Genomic DNA, 20365 nt, shown 5'->3' with positions numbered 1-20365 from the left:
CCCTGATAGAATACCTGCAAATTAATCCGTTTCCATGCGTCCCGACCGTCTGCTCGTTCCCCAACAACCGTACCGCTCGTTCGATCTGCGGCACGAACGGCTTGCCTTTTTTACCAATCCCTGGCATTTTCACCCGGAAATCGAGCTGAATTACGTGGTGAGCAGCGCCGGAATGCGGTTTATCGGCCACAGCATTGAGCGGTTTTCGGCGGGCGAAATTATTTTGCTGGGGTCGAATCTGCCGCACTACTGGAAAAACGATGCGGTTTATTCGGAAGGCGGAAACAGCCGCCCGGCAGAAGCCATTGTGGTGCGGTTTGCGCCCCATTTTGCGGGGGAGACCTTCTGGGAAATGCCCGAAACCAAACCGATTCACCGCCTGCTCAGCCGCGCGGGCGTGGGTCTGAAGCTGTTGGATCCGTTGCGGGCCGAGGTGGGCCGCCAACTGGAAAGACTGGTGGAGCAGGAGGGGTTGATTCAGTTGACGTCGCTGCTGCACATTCTCGATCAGATTGCGCGCTCCGAAGCCGTGGAGCCCATTTCACCGACCTACGTGCCCAGCCAGCAGCTCATCCGGCAAAGCGAGCGGCTCAGCCGGGTAATCGGTCACCTGATGCAGCGGGTCGATGCGCCGTTTTCTTTGTCCGACATTGCCGAACTAGCCAACATGAACCCGGCGGCTTTTTGCCGGTATTTCAAATCCCAGATGGGCCAGACCATGACGCAGTTTGTTACTGATCTGCGCATCCGGTATGCCTGTGATCTGCTGACCCGATCCGACGAAAGCATTACGCTCGTGAGCGAGCAGGCCGGATTTGAAAATGTTTCTTATTTTGTGCAGGCTTTTCGGAAAAAGCAGGGAATAACGCCCGCCCGTTTTCGGCAACAGTTGCGCGCGGTCTAGCCCCTGGCAGAGACGGCTGAACGCCGGGCGCGTGGGCCTGCGTTAAGACTTGAATTCTGATTCTAACAATTAAGTAAGTGTGTCTGTTTATACCAACGACCGACAGCGATTGATTCTATGAGCGTTTCTACGACGAAGTATTCTGAAAATACTCCTCTTTTCTACCAGATTGTTGCGAACAGCCAAACCGGCGTGGTCGTATTTGATGCGGTTTACGACGAAACCGGACAATTTTCAGACTTTCGTTTTGCGTTTGTCAACGCGGCAGGGGCCGCCATTTTAGGTCGGTCACCGGAGCAACTCCTGGGCAGGAGTTATCGGACTTATTTCCCGCAGACTGAAAACACTGATTTACCGGGTTTCTACCGGCAGGTATTGACCACCGGCGAACCGCTTCGGGTGCCCGAACTGGCTTACTTCGCCGACGGGATTCAGGGGTGGTTCGATCTGTGGATCAGCAGGTTTGGTGATTCGGTGATTGTCACCTTTACCGACATTACGGCCGCCAAACAGAGCCAGCTCGCCCTCGAAGCGCAGACGTATCAATTGCGAACCACCCTGGATGCCTCCATCAGCAGTATTTTCTACATGACAGCCGTGCGGAATGAGCAGGGAAACGTTATTGACTTTTTGATGGTGATGTCTAACAAAGCCGTGTTGCGGAGCAATAACATGACGCCCGAGCAGGTGGAAGGCAGGCAACTGCTGGAGGTGTTCCCGGGGAATGTGGACAACGGTTTTTTTGACCTCTATGTACGGGTAACCGAAACCGGTCAGCCGGAAAGCAGCATCAGTTACTACCGCGATGATGTAGGCCTGTAAGGCTGGTTCGAGGTGTCGGCGGTGAAGCAGGGCGACGGAATTGTGGTGACGTTTATGAACATTACGGACCAGAAAAAAACCGAAAGCGAACTGCAGCAGAAGAATGAGGCCCTGCAACGCTCCAACCAGAGCCTGCAAACCTTTGCCTACGTGGCCAGCCACGATTTACAGGCTCCACTCCGCAAAATCCAGTCGTTCGGAAATTTACTGACCACGCAGTACGGCCCGGATTTAAAACCGGAAGCCCGGGATGTTCTTCAGCGACTCAACGCGGCTACCCAGCGGATGTCCAGCCTGATTCAGGACTTGCTGATGTACTCCCGAATCACCACGCAACCCCACGAACTGAAGCCCGTTACCCTGTCAAACGTGATCGCCGAAGCCATCAGCGATCTGGACCCGCTGATTCAGGAAACCGGCGCTGCGATTGAGGTCGATAGCCTGCCCATAGTCACCGGCGATTCCGTCGAGCTGGGACAACTGTTTCAGAACCTGCTCAGTAATTCGCTTAAATTCCGGCGTCCGGACGTGCCAGCGGTGGTGACGATCCGGTGTCTGCTGATGGCCCGGGCCGACCTGCCCGCTTCGGTGCTGCCCGGTCATCCGACCGCAACCCGGTTTTATCGGATTGCCGTGGCGGATAACGGCATTGGGTTTGACCCCAAAAATGCCGAACGGATTTTCCAGATGTTTCAGCGATTGCACACCCAGAACGAATACGCAGGCACGGGCATTGGGCTGGCCATTTGCCAGCGGGTGATCGAAAATCACGGTGGAGCCATTACCGCCATCGGAAAACCGGGGCAGGGCGCTGTTTTTGAGGTGTATTTCCCCGCTTAAGCGAACAAAATAGATTCGGTCAGTAGAAAACCGGTTCAGGTGGCTTCTAAGGCTACGGACACGGAACCGGATTCCGTACTTTTCGTGAAGAAACCGTGCGCTCTTGTCCACTTACCGTCTCTATCAGAACCAGCCCGGATCAGTGATCCGGGCTTTTTTAGGGTTCCTGAAATTGGTAACGGACTCGCTTTTTATCCCCAGCTTTCCTTCTGAATGTAGTCGATGCTCATTTTGATGCTTTCCAGCGGAGGGCGTTTGCAGATGTCCTGCTCTACAAAATAGTGTTTTAGACCCGCTTCGTCGGCCTGCGCAAACAGCGCCCCAAAATCAATCGAGCCGGTGCCGACTTCGGCAAATTCCTGTTCGGGCGTTTTGGCCATGTCCTTGACGTGCCAGAGCGGAAAACGCCCCGGGTATTTGGCAAAATAATCAATGGGTTTCTGGCCCGCTTTCGTGATCCAGTACAGATCCACTTCCATTTGCACCGACGTATTTTTCAGAATCAGGTCATACGGCATCTGATTGTCAACCCGTTCCGTAAACTCGAAATCGTGGTTGTGATACCCCAGCGTCATCCCGGCTTTTTTCACGGGTTCTTCGCCTTTGCTAAGCAGCTCGATCAGTTGTTTATAATCATCCGGTTTTCGTTCGTCGGGAAACAGGTACGAAATCACGACGTATTCCTGACCAATCGCGGCCGCATCATCGACCAGCCGCTGCCAGTTGCGGGTCAGGCCGTCCGTGGCCCCCATCTGCTTGGACCGGCCCGTTACTGCATGGCCGCTCGGGGCCGACAAGCCGTTATCTTTCAGAAGTTTCAGGTACTCGACCGGCGTTTTTCCAAAGAACTTGCCTTCGTTATAGCCAAAATTTTCCACTTCCTTGTAGCCCAATTTGGCCACCTGCGCCAGAATGGCTTCGATGCCCTGTTTCTGAATGTCGTCCCGGAGGGTATACAATTGCAGCCCGATGGTTTTGGTCTTTGCTTCCCCGGCTGCACCGGCGCTGGCAGTTGAGTCGGAACCGGTTTTCGAGTCGGAGCCCGAATTGTTGCAGGCATTCAGCGCAAGCACTGAGAGGGCGCTCAGGCCCAATGAACTTCCAAGAAAATTTCTACGATTCATGTGTTTCACGTATCAATCCGTCTGTTTTACGCAATGATACAAGATTTTAGGGAGGCACGCCCAGTTTGCAGGAAGGAATAATTTAATTTTTTCGTTTTTTAATACCGAATTAATTCACCCGTCTGATGGGAAGCGAGAAGCGGTCCCGCTGAGTTTTTGCTACCGCTGCGAAGACGGAGCCGAAAAACCGTTCATTTTCAGTGAGGAGTGTACGGCTTCCCGACCAGCAGTTTATCGCCCGTAAAGTCGACTTCAAATAAATGCGGATACCGGATGGTCCGGCCATTGACGCTTCTGTGACTATGCACGGACATCAGCCATTTGCCGTCCAGGGTCTGGAACAGCATACCATGACCAAAATTCGGTGGGGTAATGGGCGCTTTTTCCTGGACCCAGGGACCATCCAGCGTGCCGCTTTTCGAATAAGCAACGCCCTGGGTATACACATCATAAACCCAACTGGTCCAGATCATGCCCAGCCGGCCGGTTCCGGTCCGGAACAACCAGGGGCCGTCCGTCACTTTGTTGGGACCAATCCGGTCTTTGGTGTTCTCCCGACTCCACGGACTGTCGCTGGCCCGAAAAAGCAGCTTTCCGTCGCCGACTGAGCCGCTTAAATCCGGCTTGAGCTCTACTTTTTCAATGGTTCCGTTCAGGTTTTGCAACCATTCGTAACAATACACCATATACGTTTTTCCGTCCGTATCCACCCAAAATGTGCCATCCAGCGTGGGTTTGTCGGCGGGCAGATAGGTCGGGTCTTTCATGGGGACATAAGGCCCCTCGGCTTTGTCGCTGACCAGCACATGGCTGGCCCGGCGTTCGATGATGTTCTCACCGACCGTATCAATTTTCACCGCCCGGTTGGTGAAGGTCGCAAAGTAGTAGTAGTTATTCTTGTACAGGTGCAGTTCGGCGGCCCAGATCATCGGGTTTTTGCCCATCCAGGATTCCGGATCAGTCTGGGCAACGGCAAAGGGACCGGTCCATTTTTTCAGATCTTTGCTTTTCCACAACCGGCCTCCCGTACCGGTCATGTAGTAGGTCGCCGTGTTTTTATCCGCCAGAATACACGGGTCGCTCAGGCGAATGGAGTCCAGTGGCACGTCCTGCCGGATGACAGGCTCCCGGTTTTGCGAAAAAACCGGGTTCAGCGTACCCAGTAGCAGGAGGGCCAGGAAAAACGCTTTTTTAATCATGGCGCGAAAAGTTACCTCACTACGCCAAAACCGGCTTGACCACTTTTCCGGCCACGTCCGTTAAGCGGAACGGACGCCCCTGAAACTGGTAGGTAAGCTTGGTGTGATCGAAACCCAGCAGGTGCAGAATCGTGGCCTGAAGGTCGTGAACGTGCACTTTGTCTTTGGCTGCGTAATAACCAATGTCGTCGGTTTCGCCGTAGCTGAACCCGCGTTTTACCCCGCCCCCGGCCATCCAGACCGTGAAGGCATCCAGGTGGTGATCGCGGCCCATGAACGGCAGCGTCTGGCCATCCCGGTTTTCCTGCATGGGCGTCCGGCCAAATTCACCGCCCCAGACCACCAGCGTTTCGTCCAGCAAACCGCGTTGTTTCAGGTCTTTGAGCAAAGCCGTTACCGCCTGATCGGACTCCGTACACTTGTCCCGCAAGCCGGTTTCAATCGAACCGTCCTTGCTGGTGCCGTGCGTGTCCCAGCCCCAGTCGAACAGCTGCACAAACCGGACCCCCCGCTCAATCAGTCGCCGTGACAACAGGCAATTACGGGCAAAGGAGCCTTTGTTGGGATCAACCCCGTATTCCTTTAGAATGTAATTGGGCTCGCTCTTGATGTCCATCGCGTCGGGCACCGACATCTGCATTTTGAACGCCATCTCGTACTGCGAAATCCGGGTCAGAATTTCCGGATCTTTTACATCATCGTACTGCTGCTGATTGATGTCGTTAATCGCGTCGATGGTTTGCTTCCGGATGTCGCGGTTCATGCCCTTCGGGTCGGAAACATACAAAACCGGGTCGCCGTCGGTGCGGCACTGAACGCCCTGATAGACCGTCGGCAGAAAACCGCTGCCCCAGACCGATTTGCCCGCATCGGGCTGTTTGCCACCCGACGCCAGCACGATAAAACCGGGTAAATTATCATTTTCCGACCCCAGACCGTACGTCACCCACGAGCCAATGCTGGGCCGGCCCAGGCGCGCGTTGCCGGTATGCATCAGCAACTGCGCCGGGGCGTGGTTGAACTGGTCGGTGTGCATCGATTTGATGAACGTCAGCTCGTCGGCCACGGTTTGCAGGTGCGGCAGGTAATCCGAAATCCAGGCGCCCGACTGGCCGTGCTGCGCAAACTTGCCCTGCGGTCCGAGCATCTTCGGCACACCCCGGATGAAGGCGAACTTTTTGCCTTCCAGCAACTCCTGCGGACAGTCTTTGCCGTGGTATTTCTGCAGCTCCGGCTTGTAATCAAACAGCTCCAGTTGCGAGGGCGATCCGGCCATGTGAATGTAAATCACCCGCTTGGCTTTCGGCGAAAACTGCGACGGACGCGGCATCATCGGCTCGTTGGAAACCGGGGCACCAACCGCCCGGTTTTCTTCCTTTTTATCAAAAAAACCGCAGCTCGTCAGGGTGGAGCCCAGCGCCATCGCGCCCAGACCCGTTGAACAGGTGTGCAAAAAATGCCGCCGGGTTTCGCGCTGTATGGCCGCTTCCTGAAGTTCTCTGAGTAATTTTTTCATCGGGATTATTCTTTCGTAATCACTTCATCCAGGTTCATCATGGTATTGGCCGTCACGGTCAGAGCCGCCAGCTGGGGCGTCGCATCCTCGCAGGCCAGCAGCGTCTTCGCTTCTTCCGGATGTTGCTGATAATAGGTTTCGGTATTGCGGTACAGTTTGGTCAAAACCGCCAGTTTTTTCGGGGCCAGATCGCGCAGCATGATCAACCGAAAACCGGATTGGATCTGCTGTTCGGGCGTTTTGCCGCGGAGTTTCATGGTTTCGGCCAGGCGCTGGGCGGCTTCCACGTACACCGGGTCGTTGAGCGTCACCAGGGCCTGTAGGGGCGTGTTGGTGCGCAACCGGCGCAACTGGCAGAATTCCCGGCTGGGGCTGTCGAAGGTGATCATTGACGGATAGGGGGCCGTGCGTTTCCAGTAGGTATACAAGGCCCGGCGGTAGCGGTCTTCGCCTTCGCTCAGGTTCCATTTTTCTCCGCTGTAGGGCGACTGCCAGATGCCGTCGGGCTGGGGCGGCATCACGCTCGGGCCGTATAATTTGTTGCTCAATAAACCGGTTACGGCCAGCGCCTGATCGCGCACCTGCTCGGCCGCCAGCCGAACCCGTGGGCCGCGCGCCAGCAGTTTGTTGAACGGGTCTTTTTCCAATAATTCGGGTGAATAAACCTCGGACTGCTGACGATACGTGGCCGACAGCACGATTTTTTTCAGTAATTTCTTAACGCTCCACTGGTCGGTTTCCATAAAATCGGCCGCCAGCCAGTCGAGCAGTTCGCGGTGCGTCGGCGGAATGCCCTGCGTGCCCACATCTTCGACGGTTTCGACGATTCCGGTGCCGAACAGTTGCTCCCAAAACCGGTTGACGGCAACCCGCGCCGTCAGCGGATGTTCGCGGCTCACCATCCATTTGGCCAGTCCCAGGCGGTTTTTGGGCAATTCTTTCGCCATTGGCGGCAGCGATTTGGGCACGTCCGGTTTTACTTCCTTGCCCTTCACCAGCCAGTTGCCGCGTTCAAAAACGTGGGTTTTCCGGGCCAGATCGCCGGTTCCGTCCTGCATGATGGGCGTCGTTTCGGGCCGGGAGTTCAGAATTTCCGTCAGTTTCAGGTCCATTTCACCCAATTCGTGAGCAGGTTGGCCGGGCAAAGCCGTCTGGAACGACACCCATCGGATCTGCACCCAGTCCTTCGGCGTTTCGGGGCTGTGCAGCGTCCAATACAGATCGTGCCGCCCCGAAACCGCCGGTAAGGCCACGATGATGGTCGTGTCGCGGCCATTGGTCGGGGTCGGCAGGGTGAGCAGAACCGGCCCGTCGGTTTTATCCTGATGCAGGGTCAGAACGGCGTTTTTGGCTTTTGTTCCCCATTGCATGATCAGCCGGTTTTTGCCGGTCAGATCGATGTTTTTGATCCGCCCCGAACCGGTGTCCATGACCCCGAAAAATTTGGCGTCAATCAGCGACGCGTTGACGTACTCATCGAAGTCGTGGGAGTTGATTTTCGGCTCCGTAATCCGGACAAAATGCATCACATCCTGCGCCTGCCGGGATTGTTTCGCATGGCCCTGCAACCAGCTATTCAACTCCGCAACTTTCAGGGAATCTTCTTTTTTGTAAAACCGCAGTGTTGGTGTTTCGGTCGTCACATCTTCGTCGCGGGCGTTGTTGAAAAACGCCATGTACTTGTAATACTCGTCGTTGACAAACGGATCGTACGGGTGCGTGTGGCACTGAACACAACCAAAGGTCGTTCCCTGCCAGACGTCCCAGGTTGTATTCACGCGGTCGATGACAGCCGCCACCCGGAACTCCTCGTCCTGCGTACCGCCCTCGTCGTTGGTCATCGTGTTGCGGTGAAAACCGGTCGCAATCAGTTGATCATCCGTTGGCTTGGGCAGTAAATCGCCGGCGAGTTGTTCAATGGTAAACTGGTTGAACGGTTTGTCTTCATTGAACGCTTTGATGAGCCAGTCGCGGTACCGCCAGATGGTGCGCCCCGGATCGCGTTCGTAGCCCTTCGTGTCGGCATAACGCGCCAGATCGAGCCACATGCCCGTCCAGCGTTCGCCGTACGCGGGCGACGCCAGCAGACGATTCACCACTTTCTCGTAGGCATTCGGCGCCTGATCGGCCACAAAATCGGCCACTTCTTTTTCCGTGGGTGGTAAACCGGTCAGGTCGAGCGACACCCGGCGAAGGAGCGTGGCACGATCGGCTTCGGGCGACGGTTTCAGACCCTCCGGTTTTAGTTTGTCAAGGACAAAATGGTCAATTTCGTTTTTCGCCCACGTCAACTCGTCGTTTTCGACAAGGCCCAGCCTTGACCAGAACGTGCCAATTTTCGGCACATCCGGTTTTTCGACGGATTGGTAGGCCCAGTGATCCCCCCATTCGGCACCCTGGTCGATCCATTTGCGGAGTAATTCAATTTCGTCCGGTTTGAGCGGGGGCGCTTCGAGCGGCATCCGTTCGTCGTGGTCGGTGAGCGTCAACCGGCGAATGAGTTCGCTGTTGTCGGCGTCGCCCGGAACAATGGCCAATTTGCCGGACTTGGCCGGTGCCAGGGCTTCGTGTTTAAAGAGCAGGCTGTAATTCGATGCTTTTTTAACCCCGCCGTGGCAGGCAATGCAGTTTTTATTGAGGAGCGGTTTGATCTGGGTATTAAAATCCACCTTGTCCTCGAAGATTCCGAGAAACGACGAAAGCGTAAGCGCAACCACTACGGCCAACCCGCCAACCACCAGGAGTTGAGGTTTCATATCAAAGGTTCAGGTTTCAATTCATCGACTCTTTATAAAGAGTTCGGAACTGGTAATGTACTGAATGTTACTACAAAAATTATAAATTTTCCGGACTTTTCCTCATTAATCCTTGCAGCAGGCTTAATTTATCCTAGTAATCCCGTGCACGATGCAGCACTACCACCTGCCCAGCCCGGCCGCCCAACCCCGGCCGGGGTTGACGGTGAATAACCCTGTACGCAGTGCGGGGTTACCGTGGCGTGCCCCGCCGAATCCAATCCTGAAGAGGTTGCCGTGCTGTACCACGTTGGTAGGTCAACCCCGGCCGGGGTTGTTGGACCTTTTCGGATTGGCGAGGAAATTTTTGGGAACCAGTAGTACAAGATGCGTTGAAAACCGTAACACGATCAATCCGAATTTGCAGCGATTCCGTAATTTGAGGGGCATCCGTACTTCTTAAAAAAATTTAAAATATTTTTATTGGTGTTACGAATCAATATGCCGAATTTTGCCGCTCCGCTCGAACCACAATCTACCATTCGTTATGATTTCTGAAGCTTCCGTTACCGAGAACGCGTCGGGTCGCCAGCCGGGAGAGCCGGTGCAATCGGCCATCACGTACGAGAAAATTCCGACCCACATTTACGCCGATGCGAAAGATGCGTCCCGCGCGGTGGCCCGCGAAATTGCCGAACTGATCCGCGAAAAACAGCAGCAGGATAAGCTGTGTGTACTGGGTCTGGCAACCGGCTCTTCGCCCAAAACCGTCTACGCCGAACTGATCCGTCAGCACCGCGAAGAAGGACTGAGTTTCCGCAACGTGGTGACCTTCAACCTGGATGAGTATTATCCGATGGAGCCCGATTCGCTGCAAAGCTACGTTCGGTTCATGAAGGAGCAGTTATTCGATCACGTCGATATTCCGGAAGGCAACTACTTCATCCCGGACGGAACCGTTCCGACGAATAAGGTGGCCGAATTCAGCCGGGCGTACGAAGAAAAAATCCAATCCTACGGCGGTCTGGATTTCCAATTGCTCGGAATCGGGGGCAACGGTCACATCGGTTTTAACGAACCTGGTTCGCTGATCAACTCGCACACCCGCCTGATGATGCTCGACCATTCGACGCGGGCGGCTGCGGCCGGTGATTTCGGCAGCCTGGCCAAAACACCCAAAAAAGCGATCACGATGGGCGTGGCGCCGATCTTGAGCGCGCGCCGGGTGGTGCTGCTGGCCTGGGGGGAACGCAAAGCGCCGGTGATTCAGTCGGCCCTGGAAGGCACCGTGACCGAGCAGGTTCCGGCTTCGTACCTGCAAACCCACCCCAATGCGCTCTTTGTCATCGACGAAGCAGCCGCGTCGGATCTGACCCGAATGCAAACGCCCTGGCTGGTGGATACCGTGACCTGGGATAACCGCATGATCAAGAAAGCCGTGACCTACCTGTCGCGCGCGCTGGGCAAACCGGTTCTGAAACTGACCAACAAGGATTATAACGACAATGGGATGAGCGACTTGCTGGCGCAGGTGGGCCAGGCGTATGACCTGAACATTGACGTTTTCAACCAACTGCAACATACCATTACGGGCTGGCCGGGCGGCAAACCCAATGCCGACGACGCCAACCGCCCTGAGCGGGCCCTGCCCGCCAGCAAACGCTGTCTGATTTTCAGTCCGCACCCCGACGACGACATCATTTCGATGGGCGGTACGTTCCAGCGGCTGCACGACCAGGGCCACGAAGTTCACGTAGGCTATCAGACTTCCGGGAACATTGCCGTGGCCGACGACGAAGCGCTGCGGTTTGCGGATTACGTGGTGGATTTCAACGAGAAATTCGGCATCGACAGCCCCGACGCCACCCAGATTTTCCGGGATGCGGCCGAATCGCTGCGCGAGAAGAAGGGCAGCGAAATGGATACCACCGAGGTTCGCTACATCAAAGGCCTGATTCGGAAAGGCGAAGCAAAGTCGACCTGCCGGTTTGTCGGCATCCCGGTCGAAAACGCCCACTTCCTGAACATGCCGTTCTACGAAACCGGAAAGGTGGAGAAAAAACCGCTGGGCGAAGACGATATTCAGGCGGTAATGGACGTGATCCGGGAAGTAAAACCGCATCAGATCTATGCCGCCGGCGACCTGGCCGATCCGCACGGCACGCACAAGGTCTGTCTGGATGCCATCATGGAAGCCGTGCGTCGCCTGAAAGACGAAGCGTTCATGAAAGACTGCTGGGTGTGGCTCTACCGCGGTGCCTGGGCCGAATGGGGCATTCACGAAATTGAAATGGCCGTGCCGATGTCGCCCGACCAGCTGATGCGCAAACGGCTCGGGATCTTCAAACACCAGTCGCAGAAAGACGGCGTCGTCTACCAGGGCACCGACTCGCGCGAGTTCTGGCAACGGGCCGAGGAGCGCAACCGCGCCACCGCCGGGCTCTACAACCAGTTGGGGCTGGCCGAATACGAAGCCATGGAAGCGTTCGTCCGCTGGCATTTTTAGGCCTCTATTGATAAAGATTCATTTTGAAACTTGCCCCGGCTGTGATGGCTGGGGCATTTTTGATACCCCCGGTTAGACCGGGGCTGGTCGATATGCAACACCAAACCTCAACCCGGCTCGTGTCGCTCGACACCTTTCGGGGCATCACCGTGGCCGCCATGGTTCTGGTCAATAACCCCGGCGACTGGGGGCACATCTACGCACCGCTGGGCCACGCACACTGGCACGGCTGGACGCCCACGGATTTGATTTTTCCGTTTTTCCTGTTCATCGTCGGCGTGTCCATTTCGTATGCGCTGAAGAAGGAAGCCGGGCCGACGTTCGGAGGGGAAAAAAGGACGCAAGGAGTGGTCTGGAAGATTGTGAAGCGGAGCTTAATTCTGTTCGGGCTGGGGCTGTTTCTGAACCTGTTTCCGAAATTTGAGTTGACGACGGTCCGGATTCCGGGCGTGTTGCAGCGGATTGCGCTGGTGTACCTGGCCTGTTCGCTGATCTACCTCAAAACCGCCACCCGAACGCAGGCCGGGCTGATCGGTGTTTTACTCGTCGGCTACTGGCTCCTGATGGCGTTCGTGCCGGTGCCGGATTTCGGACCGGCGAATCTGGAACCCGAAACCAACCTGGGGGCCTGGCTCGACCGGACGCTGCTGGGCGGGCACCTCTGGAAAACCGCCAAAGTCTGGGACCCGGAAGGGCTCCTCAGTACGGTGCCGGCGGTTGCCACCGGGTTGTCGGGCATTCTGGCCGGAACGCTGCTCAAATCGAAGCGGTCGGAAGCCGAAAAAACCGCCTGGCTGTTCGTTGCGGGCTGTCTGTCGCTGCTGGGCGCCTACGGCTGGAACGGTTTCTTTCCGATCAACAAATCCCTCTGGACCAGTTCGTTCGTACTGCTGACCTCCGGACTTGCCTTGCAGGCGCTGGCGCTCTGTTACTGGCTGATCGATGTACAGGGGTTTCGAAACTGGACCCGGCCCTTTGTGGCCTTTGGCGTGAATGCCATCACGGTTTTCTTTCTCTCCGGCCTGATTCCGCGGATTCTGAACCTGATTCAGATCCCGCAGCCGAATGGCTCGGCCATCGGCGCGAAAGAATGGCTCTACCAGACGGTATTTGTGCCGTATTTCGCCAGCCCCTACAACGCATCGCTGGCCGGGGCGCTGACCTTCGTGCTGATCTGGTTCGTCATTCTGTACGCGATGTATCAGAAAAAAATCATTATTAAAGTATAAATAATACCAGTACTTTCGGGTTGATTCCGGTAAACGCGCTATGAACCGTAAAGCCAACCTGAGATAATGAAGAAGATTCTTGCAACCGGACTGATCCTGGCCCTGCTGGCGTCCGGTGCGAATGCCCAAAAGCCGAAAAAAACCGCCCCCAAAAAAGCCGGTCCGCCCGCCAGAACGCTCCCGGCGAAAACCGTAGCGGCCGGCATCCCCGTTGAACTGAAACAACCCATTCCGTTCGATCCGGACGTGAAAGTTGGCAAACTGCCCAACGGCCTGACCTACTACATCCGGAAAAATACCGAGCCCAAAAACCGGGCCGAACTGCGGCTGGCGATCAATGCCGGGTCGATCCTGGAAACCGACGATCAGCAGGGACTGGCGCACTTCATGGAGCATATGGCCTTCAACGGCACGAAGAACTTTCCTAAAAATGAGCTGATTAGCTTTCTGCAATCGTCGGGTGTGCGGTTTGGCGCCGATTTGAACGCATCGACCGGTTTTGACGAAACCATCTACCAACTGCCGGTTCCGACCGACTCGGCCCGGCTTTTTGAACGGGCGTTTCAGATTCTGGAAGACTGGGCGCACAACGTGACGATGGACCCCGCCGAAATCGAGAAAGAGCGCGGGGTGATTCTGGAAGAAGCGCGCTCGGGGCGCGGGGCGGGGCAGCGGATGCGCGAAAAATATTATCCGCTGATTCTCAACAACGCCCGGTATGCCAGTCGTTTGCCCATTGGAAAAGATGACGTTATCAAAACCTTTAAACCGGAGGCATTGCAGCGGTTTTACAAGGACTGGTACCGCCCGGATCTGATGGCCGTGGTGGCCGTCGGTGATTTCGATGTGACGCAGGTGGAGGAAATGATCAAAGCGAAGTTTGGCCGGATTCCGGCGGTGAGCCAGCCAAAACCGCGTCTGGAATACCCGGTTCCTCCGCATAAGGACACCAAAATCGCCATTGTGACCGATCCGGAGCAACCCAACACCCTGGTGCAGATTATGTACAAGCGGCCCGAAATCAAGGAGAAAAACCTGTATGACGTCCGCGAAGCCATCAAGCGGGTGCTGTTCAACTCCATGATTGGCAACCGGATCAACGAACTCACCCAGCAGTCGGACCCGCCGTTTCTGGCCGGTTACAGCAACTACGGCGGTTTTCTGGGCGATCAGGATGCCTTTAGCTCCTACGTCGTTGCCAAAGACGGGAACGTAAACCGGGCCGTGACGGCCATTCTGGACGAAAACGCCCGCGTCGACCGGTTTGGGTTTACGGAAACGGAACTGGACCGGGCCAAAAAACAGTACCAGAAATACGTGGACCGGGCGTATCGCGAACGGGACAAAACGTCGTCCAACAGTTACGTGAGCGAATACGTGGAGCATTTCCTGAACGGAGATGTGCCGGTCAGCATTTCGTTTTACAACGATTTTATAAAAAAATACCTGGGCGGCATTACCGTCGGGGATGTCAACAACCTGGCCAAACAGTTCATTACGACCGAAAACCGGGCGGTGGTGGTTATGGCGCCGGAAAACCGGAACGCCGGCCCGGGACAAGCCAAACTGCCCACCGAAAAGCAGATTCTGGCCCTGATCGATCAGGCCGGGAAAAACCTGACGGCTTATGTCGATAAAACGCTGGACAAACCGCTGCTGGCGACGCTGCCGGTGGGCAATCCGGTGACGGCGGAAAAGGAAATCAAGGACCTGAACGTGACGGAGTGGACGCTCCGCAACGGCGTTCGGGTGGTGCTGAAACCGACTGATTTCAGGAACGACCAGATCATTTTCTCCGGCAACAGTCCGGGCGGGAGTTCGCTCTACGAAAACAAGGATTTCGAGTCGGCCCGCTTTGCTTCGGCGCTGGCCCAGATGAGCGGAATTGGGGAATACAGTCAGATTCAACTGGGGAAATACCTGACCGGAAAAACCGTCAGCGTAGCGCCCTACATCGGGGAGACCTCCGAAGGCATCAGCGGCAGCACCACGCCCGACGACCTGGAAACGGCCCTGCAACTGGTGTATGCCTACTTTACCGCGCCCCGCAGGGATGCCGATGTCATCAAGGGCTTTCTCTCCAATCAGAGAAGCATTTTGCAGAACCAGCAGGCCACGCCTACGCCCCAGAAGGTATTTCAGGATACGGTGCAGGCGTTTCTGGGCGGCTACCATTTCCGGCGCTTGCCGCTGACCCCCGACCGGCTGGAGAAAGTCGATGCCGAGCGGGCCATTTCCATCTACAAGGATCGGTTTGCCGACGCCGGTGATTTTACCTTTTTCTTCGTCGGGAATTTTAAAGAGAAAGAAATTAAACCGCTGATCGAGAAGTATTTGGGTGCTTTGCCGGTGACGAACCGGAAGGAGAAATACCGCGATCTGGGCATCCGGATTCCGGCCGGAAAGCTCGAAAAAACCGTCACGAAGGGCATCGAACCCAAAAGCACGGTGCAACTGGTGTTCAGTGGCGATTTTGTCTGGAACGCCGAAAACGCGACCCTGATCGACGCGCTGGCCGAAGCGCTCGAAATTAAACTGACCGAAACCCTGCGCGAAGAAGAAAGCGGGGTGTACGGCGTGAGCGTCGGTGGGGCGTATTCCAAAATACCGGCGCAGCGGTACACGTTCCGGATCGGGTTTGGCTGCGCACCCGAAAATGTCGATAAGCTGACCAGCCGCACGCTGGCCGAAATTGAGAAAATCAAACAGAACGGCGCCGATCCAAAAGACATTGACAAATTCAAGGCCGAAACCCGGCGCGAAACCGAGCTGCGGCTGAAACAAAACAATTTCTGGCTGTCGTATCTGTCGAACCAGTATTTCAACGACGACGACCCGAAGGAAATCCTGCACGAAGATGACCTGCTGAAACAGGTGACGCCCGAACGCACCAAACAGGCCGCTAATCAGTATTTCGGCCCGAATTTTATCAAACTGCTGCTGCAACCGGAACGGAAACAGTAAGCGCGGGCCGGGAGCCGCTTGAGATACAGGAATTTACCTTTCAATAAATCCCCAGAAGGCTTTACTGGAAAAACCGTATCTTGCTGTAAACCTGGATCCGTCGTATGTTTTATCAGAAGCATCAGCCGGCTGCTCACCTGCGCCCGTTTGTCGAGTGTTATTACGTCTGGGAGCACACGCAGCCGATCATTCAACCCCTGACCGTGGAGTCGCCCCCGAACGGCTACGGGTCGCTGGTCTTTAATTACGGGACGCCCTGCGAACTCCAGACTCCGAAACGCGGCCGGGTGGTGGTGCCGACGGCTTTTCTGAGCGGGCAGGCCACCGGGAGTTATCAGTTGCAGTTGCAGGGCCAGATTGGCATGATTGGGGCGGTTTTCCGGCCGGCCGGTCTGAGCAGCCTGTTCGGTTTGCCGATGTACGAATTTACCGACGAACGCATCGACCTGGCGGCCGTGCTGGGCGACCGGATCAAAACCGTTCAAAACCGGATGCACGAAACCGGGTCGACTGCCGGGCGGGTTGAGCTGCTGGAAATGTTTCTGACCAGCCAGCTGGTGCGCACGGGCGCCGTGACCGACCGGACGGATTACGTCGCCGATGTGATTGTGCAGCAGGGCGGGATCATCAACATCAACGAGCTGATGGACGAACTGTACGTTTGCCGGCGGCAGTTTGAGCGGAAATTTCTGCACAAAGTGGGGGTCAGCCCGAAATACTACGCCCGCATCCGGCGCATCAGTTACCTCTGTGCGCAGCTGGCCGTCAAACGCTGGAATGTGCAGGACTGGCACGACCTGGTCTACCGGGCCGGTTATTACGATCAATCGCACTTTATCCGGGAATTTACCGGTTTTACGGGCCGCCGTCCCTCGTCGTACGTCCGGGACAATGCCGAGCTGGCGAATTTTCTGCAAGCGTGACCGGTCCGCAAAATGTCGCATTTGTACAATAAGGCCGTCGGGATGTCGGGTACTTTTGGGGCATCCATTAATTAAAACGACCATGAAAACGACACAAACCGAATCCCTGACCGACTTGACCCGGAAAGGCACCAGCATCGAATTTTTCTCCGCCTACCAGGAGCGCGATATTGAACGAATGATGGCCCTGTTTGACCCCGCCGGCGAATTCTGGCTGATGCCGCTTGGCCCCGATCCGCAGGGGACCATCGGCGAGCTGGGCCGCACCTTCTGGACGGGCGTGATCGGCGCCTTCCCCGACATTGATAATACCGTCGATAAAGTAACCGCCGACGGCGACAAAATCATCTGCAATGTGGCGTTGTTCGGCACGCAGGTGGCCGATTTCGCGGGAATTGCCAACAAAGGACTGCGGTTCAACAGCGACCACATTTTTATTTTCCGCTTCAACGAAGACGACAAAATCGGGGCGGTTGCCATTGACTGGGACCACACCAGTTTTCAGCACCAACTGGGCGTCGAATAAAAAACCGGGTGGTCTGGCTTTCTGGCAGTCGGACCACCCAGCTTATTCTCTGGATTGAATCCGGCGCGGTGCTGAAGGCCCCAGTCGGCCATCGCCTGAATGATCGGGTTCAGTGAGTTGCTATACGCCGTCGATTCGTACACGACCAGAACCGGCGTCTTTGGGTAGATGTGGCGCACCAGAAATTCATTTTGTTCCAGTTCCTTCAGTTCTTTCGACAGCAGTTTGGGTGTGATCCCTTCCACCCGGCGCTGCAAATCCCTCAACCGCTTGAGTCCTTCCGACAAGGCGATGATACGGGGCAGTTTCCATTTGCCGTTCAGGACGTACAGCGCGTCGCGCACCCCGCTCAGACTGCGGGTGCATGCAGCTTTGGTGTGATGTCATACCTTTTTCAACAGGCGGATTTTCTGGCCTAAACCTACGGATTTGGGGTCAATCCATGAATTGCAGCAGCTCGAAGCGGTTGTCGAACGGGTCGTGGAAGAAAAACCGCTGCCGCCCGTCGATGTCCGACGAATAGGTGATGGCGATGCCCTGGCTTTCGAGGTACTGTTTGGTTTCGTCCAGGTTCGTTATTTCAAAAGCCGGGTGCCGTTTGGAGTAGGGGCCCGGGGCTTCTTCGCGCAGGTGCAGTTCGAGATCGGCCAGGGCAAACCAGAGCGCCCCGCCGGGGTGTTCGCCCGGCACCTCGGTCAGCCCCAGCACCCCGCCGTAAAAAGCCCGGGCTTCGGCGCGTTTTCCTTCCGGAATGGCAATCAGAATGTGGTCGAGACGCTTGAACTGGATCATGACGGAACGCGCGGTTTTCGGACGGTTGGCCCGCAATATCGCACTTTTTCGCTACCTTTAACCACGACCGGTTTTATCATTCATCCGCCTGAGCGCCGTTTTATGCCTGCCGAACAACCCGATGCTTTTATAAACTTCCGCCGGGAACTGCACCGTTTCCCCGAAATTTCCGGGCAGGAGTTTGGCACCCAGCAGCGCATCAGGGCGTTTGTGGCGGCTTTTCAGCCCGATGCGCTGGTCGAAGTGGCCCAAACCGGCTTGTTGCTCCAGTACGGCCCGGCCCCCGACGGCCCCGTCACCCTGATTCGGGCGGACATCGATGCGTTGCCCATTCAGGAGGTCAATGCGTTTGCGCACCAATCCGGCACGGAAGGCGTTTCGCACAAGTGCGGTCACGATGGCCACACCGCCATTCTGGCCCGGCTGGCCTCGCTGCTGGCGGAAAAACCGCTGCGGCAGGGCCGGGTTTACCTGCTTTTTCAGCCCGCCGAGGAAACCGGTCAGGGCGCGGCTGCGGTTCTGAACGATCCCGCCTTTGCCGCTATTCGGCCCGACCGGGTTTTTGCGCTGCACAACCTGCCGGGCTACCCGACCGGTACCATTGTGTGCCGGCCCGGCCCGTTTACGTCGGCGGTTCAAAGTCTGCTGGTGCGGTTTCGGGGGAAGGTGTCGCATTCGGCGGAGCCCGAAAAGGGCCTGAATCCGGCCTATCTGATGGCGGACTTTACGCTGAAAACGAAACCGTTCATTCATCCGGATAGCCATTCCGACGAATTCGCGCTTATTACGCCGGTATATACCACGCTGGGCGAAACCTCGTACGGCATCTCGGCGGGATACGGCGAAGTCCACCTGACGCTCCGCACCCGCACCAGCCAGAAGATGGAACGCCTGACGAATCAACTGGAAACCATTCTGTCCATCCTGAGCGTCGGCACGGGTATCGAAATCGAAACCGCCATTACGGAGGTTTTTTTTGCCAGCCAGAACCACGGCGATGCGTTCGCGGAAGTCCGGGACAGTGCGCTCCGGCTGGGCTTTCCGTTTACCGAAAAACCGGAACCTTTCAAATGGGGTGAAGATTTTGGTCTGTTTACGCAGCACCACCCGGGGGCCATGTTCGGGATTGGCAACGGTGAAAACTCGCCCGCACTGCACAACGACGACTACGATTTCAACGATGAACTGATCGAACCGGCCGCCCGGCTGTTCCGCGAACTGATCGATCGGCACCACGCGTAAAACCGTCTTCTGGTTTCGGTTAAAAGTCTTGTTTTGCCGCTTAATCAATTGGTAGCGAGAAGATTGCCGTATGCTCAATACCTGGCAGCGAATGCGGTTTTTTGTCTCTATTTTAAGGGCTGATTCCGGACTACTCACTGCATTAAGCGAAAACCGTCATGCTTGGTAAAATTTTCAAATGGATCGGCATTGGTGTCGGTGCCGTTGTGGTATTGCTGCTGCTTTTTTACACCTTCGTTTATTTCCAGACCGAATCGCGGGCCGACAAAGTCTATGACGTACACCTGCAATCGTTAACCATTCCGCGCGACTCGGCTTCCTACGCCCTCGGCAAACACATCGCCGGCATTCGGGGGTGCGCCGAATGCCACAATGCCGATTTCAGCGGCCGGGCTTTCTTCGACGCCAGCACCCCCATCGGTATTCTATTCACCTCCAACCTGACCACCGGAAAAGGCGGAATTGCCTATACCGATCAGGACTGGATTCGGGCGTTGCGGCACGGCTTGGGAAAAGACAACAAATCGCTGTGGTTCATGCCCTCGCCCGAAGTCAGCGCCCCGCTGTCGAATCGCGATATGGGCGCGTTGATTTATTACCTGAAAAGCCAGCCCCCCGTCGATAAAATTCACCCCGCTAAGGAAGTAAAACCCCTGGGGCGGCTTTTGGCCTTTACCGGCGATTTGCCCCTTTTTCCGGCGGAAGTCATTGACCACCAGGCCAAACCCGCCGAGCATGTGCCGGCTGTGGTGGATGCCGATTACGGAAAATACCTGGCCGTGACCTGTTCCGGTTGCCACGGCGCCGGTTTCAAAGGAGGCCCCGGTCACGGCCCCGGCGAACCGTATATTGCGGACCTGACCCAAACCGGCAAAGTCGGCAAATGGACCTCCGACCATTTTGTTGCCGCCATCAAGACGGGAAAAACTCCGGATGGACGCGTGCTTAACGATTTTATGCCCTGGAAATATTTCGCCACCGTGTATACCGACGATGAGCTGAAGGCGATTTATTTATACCTTCACGAACTGAAGTAATGGACG

16 protein-coding genes are annotated in these 20365 nt (G+C 56.1%); 10 read left to right on the top strand and 6 right to left on the bottom strand.

Annotated elements, in window-relative coordinates:
* Positions 1-34: 34 nt before the first annotated feature.
* The 3 genes from ACYVHX_RS13910 to ACYVHX_RS13900 all read left to right on the top strand — a co-directional run bounded on the left by ACYVHX_RS13910 (position 35) and on the right by ACYVHX_RS13900 (position 2566).
* The gene (locus tag ACYVHX_RS13910; RefSeq protein ID WP_460672257.1) at positions 35-904 is read left to right on the top strand and encodes a helix-turn-helix domain-containing protein; all 870 of its coding nucleotides are present in this window, start codon (positions 35-37) and stop codon (positions 902-904) included.
* Between the two features lie 117 nt (positions 905-1021).
* On the top strand, positions 1022-1726 hold the full coding sequence (locus tag ACYVHX_RS13905; RefSeq protein WP_460672256.1) for a PAS domain-containing protein: 705 nt from the start codon (positions 1022-1024) through the stop codon (positions 1724-1726).
* A 12-nt stretch (positions 1727-1738) separates the two neighbouring features.
* A complete protein-coding gene (locus tag ACYVHX_RS13900; protein WP_460672255.1) occupies positions 1739-2566 on the top strand; it encodes a sensor histidine kinase in 828 nt (275 codons plus the stop codon).
* Between the two features lie 191 nt (positions 2567-2757).
* Here the strand turns inward: ACYVHX_RS13900 and ACYVHX_RS13895 are convergent, their stop codons facing one another.
* The 4 genes from ACYVHX_RS13895 to ACYVHX_RS13880 form a co-directional block, all read right to left on the bottom strand.
* Positions 2758-3690 (bottom strand): sugar phosphate isomerase/epimerase family protein, encoded by a 933-nt coding sequence (locus ACYVHX_RS13895; protein ID WP_460672254.1) that lies wholly within the window; start codon positions 3688-3690, stop codon positions 2758-2760.
* 197 nt (positions 3691-3887) lie between these two features.
* Positions 3888-4889, bottom strand: coding sequence for a glycoside hydrolase family 43 protein (locus ACYVHX_RS13890; protein ID WP_460672253.1), 1002 nt, complete (start codon positions 4887-4889; stop codon positions 3888-3890).
* Between the two features lie 19 nt (positions 4890-4908).
* Entirely contained in the window at positions 4909-6405 is a 1497-nt protein-coding gene (locus tag ACYVHX_RS13885) for a DUF1501 domain-containing protein (protein ID WP_460672252.1), read from the bottom strand.
* Positions 6406-6410: 5 nt separating this feature from the next.
* A complete protein-coding gene (locus tag ACYVHX_RS13880; RefSeq protein WP_460672251.1) occupies positions 6411-9161 on the bottom strand; it encodes a DUF1553 domain-containing protein in 2751 nt (916 codons plus the stop codon).
* 526 nt (positions 9162-9687) lie between these two features.
* On the opposite strand from ACYVHX_RS13880, the gene nagB reads away from it, so the two are divergent.
* The 5 genes from nagB to ACYVHX_RS13855 all read left to right on the top strand — a co-directional run bounded on the left by nagB (position 9688) and on the right by ACYVHX_RS13855 (position 17288).
* The gene (gene nagB, locus ACYVHX_RS13875) at positions 9688-11646 is read left to right on the top strand and encodes a glucosamine-6-phosphate deaminase (RefSeq protein WP_460672250.1); all 1959 of its coding nucleotides are present in this window, start codon (positions 9688-9690) and stop codon (positions 11644-11646) included.
* A gap of 92 nt (positions 11647-11738) precedes the next feature.
* The gene (locus ACYVHX_RS13870; protein ID WP_460672249.1) at positions 11739-12875 is read left to right on the top strand and encodes an acyltransferase family protein; all 1137 of its coding nucleotides are present in this window, start codon (positions 11739-11741) and stop codon (positions 12873-12875) included.
* A 66-nt stretch (positions 12876-12941) separates the two neighbouring features.
* Positions 12942-15839: a M16 family metallopeptidase gene (locus ACYVHX_RS13865; protein ID WP_460672248.1), complete on the top strand. Its 2898-nt coding sequence runs from the start codon at positions 12942-12944 to the stop codon at positions 15837-15839.
* Positions 15840-15943: 104 nt separating this feature from the next.
* Positions 15944-16762, top strand: a complete 819-nt coding sequence (locus ACYVHX_RS13860) for a DUF6597 domain-containing transcriptional factor (RefSeq protein ID WP_460672247.1) — start codon at positions 15944-15946, stop codon at positions 16760-16762.
* A gap of 82 nt (positions 16763-16844) precedes the next feature.
* Positions 16845-17288: a nuclear transport factor 2 family protein gene (locus ACYVHX_RS13855; RefSeq protein WP_460672246.1), complete on the top strand. Its 444-nt coding sequence runs from the start codon at positions 16845-16847 to the stop codon at positions 17286-17288.
* Here the strand turns inward: ACYVHX_RS13855 and ACYVHX_RS13850 are convergent.
* Together ACYVHX_RS13850 and ACYVHX_RS13845 are read right to left on the bottom strand one after the other, a co-directional pair.
* Positions 17264-17632, bottom strand: a complete 369-nt coding sequence (locus ACYVHX_RS13850; RefSeq protein WP_460672245.1) for a winged helix-turn-helix transcriptional regulator — start codon at positions 17630-17632, stop codon at positions 17264-17266. The genes ACYVHX_RS13855 and ACYVHX_RS13850 overlap by 25 nt on opposite strands.
* 91 nt (positions 17633-17723) lie before the next feature.
* Positions 17724-18080: a VOC family protein gene (locus ACYVHX_RS13845; RefSeq protein ID WP_460672244.1), complete on the bottom strand. Its 357-nt coding sequence runs from the start codon at positions 18078-18080 to the stop codon at positions 17724-17726.
* A gap of 102 nt (positions 18081-18182) precedes the next feature.
* Here ACYVHX_RS13845 and ACYVHX_RS13840 point away from each other — a divergent pair, with 102 nt between their 5' ends.
* Entirely contained in the window at positions 18183-19322 is a 1140-nt protein-coding gene (locus ACYVHX_RS13840) for an amidohydrolase (RefSeq protein ID WP_460672243.1), read from the top strand.
* A gap of 158 nt (positions 19323-19480) precedes the next feature.
* Entirely contained in the window at positions 19481-20359 is an 879-nt protein-coding gene (locus tag ACYVHX_RS13835) for a c-type cytochrome (RefSeq protein WP_460672242.1), read from the top strand.
* Positions 20360-20365 lie beyond the last annotated feature (6 nt).

The sequence above is a fragment of the Larkinella ripae genome, assembly GCF_054780775.1.
Note: the sequence above shows the minus strand (reverse complement) of the source record. Positions and strands in the feature narration are given on the sequence as shown.

Coding starts and splice junctions, on each gene's coding strand:
- ACYVHX_RS13910 (WP_460672257.1), top strand. CDS start 35: ATGCGTCCCGACCGTCTGCTCGTTCCCCAACAACCGTACCGCTCGTTC.
- ACYVHX_RS13905 (WP_460672256.1), top strand. CDS start 1,022: ATGAGCGTTTCTACGACGAAGTATTCTGAAAATACTCCTCTTTTCTAC.
- ACYVHX_RS13895 (WP_460672254.1), bottom strand. CDS start 3,690: ATGAATCGTAGAAATTTTCTTGGAAGTTCATTGGGCCTGAGCGCCCTC.
- ACYVHX_RS13890 (WP_460672253.1), bottom strand. CDS start 4,889: ATGATTAAAAAAGCGTTTTTCCTGGCCCTCCTGCTACTGGGTACGCTG.
- ACYVHX_RS13885 (WP_460672252.1), bottom strand. CDS start 6,405: ATGAAAAAATTACTCAGAGAACTTCAGGAAGCGGCCATACAGCGCGAA.
- ACYVHX_RS13880 (WP_460672251.1), bottom strand. CDS start 9,161: ATGAAACCTCAACTCCTGGTGGTTGGCGGGTTGGCCGTAGTGGTTGCG.
- nagB (WP_460672250.1), top strand. CDS start 9,688: ATGATTTCTGAAGCTTCCGTTACCGAGAACGCGTCGGGTCGCCAGCCG.
- ACYVHX_RS13870 (WP_460672249.1), top strand. CDS start 11,739: ATGCAACACCAAACCTCAACCCGGCTCGTGTCGCTCGACACCTTTCGG.
- ACYVHX_RS13865 (WP_460672248.1), top strand. CDS start 12,942: ATGAAGAAGATTCTTGCAACCGGACTGATCCTGGCCCTGCTGGCGTCC.
- ACYVHX_RS13860 (WP_460672247.1), top strand. CDS start 15,944: ATGTTTTATCAGAAGCATCAGCCGGCTGCTCACCTGCGCCCGTTTGTC.
- ACYVHX_RS13855 (WP_460672246.1), top strand. CDS start 16,845: ATGAAAACGACACAAACCGAATCCCTGACCGACTTGACCCGGAAAGGC.
- ACYVHX_RS13845 (WP_460672244.1), bottom strand. CDS start 18,080: ATGATCCAGTTCAAGCGTCTCGACCACATTCTGATTGCCATTCCGGAA.
- ACYVHX_RS13840 (WP_460672243.1), top strand. CDS start 18,183: ATGCCTGCCGAACAACCCGATGCTTTTATAAACTTCCGCCGGGAACTG.
- ACYVHX_RS13835 (WP_460672242.1), top strand. CDS start 19,481: ATGCTTGGTAAAATTTTCAAATGGATCGGCATTGGTGTCGGTGCCGTT.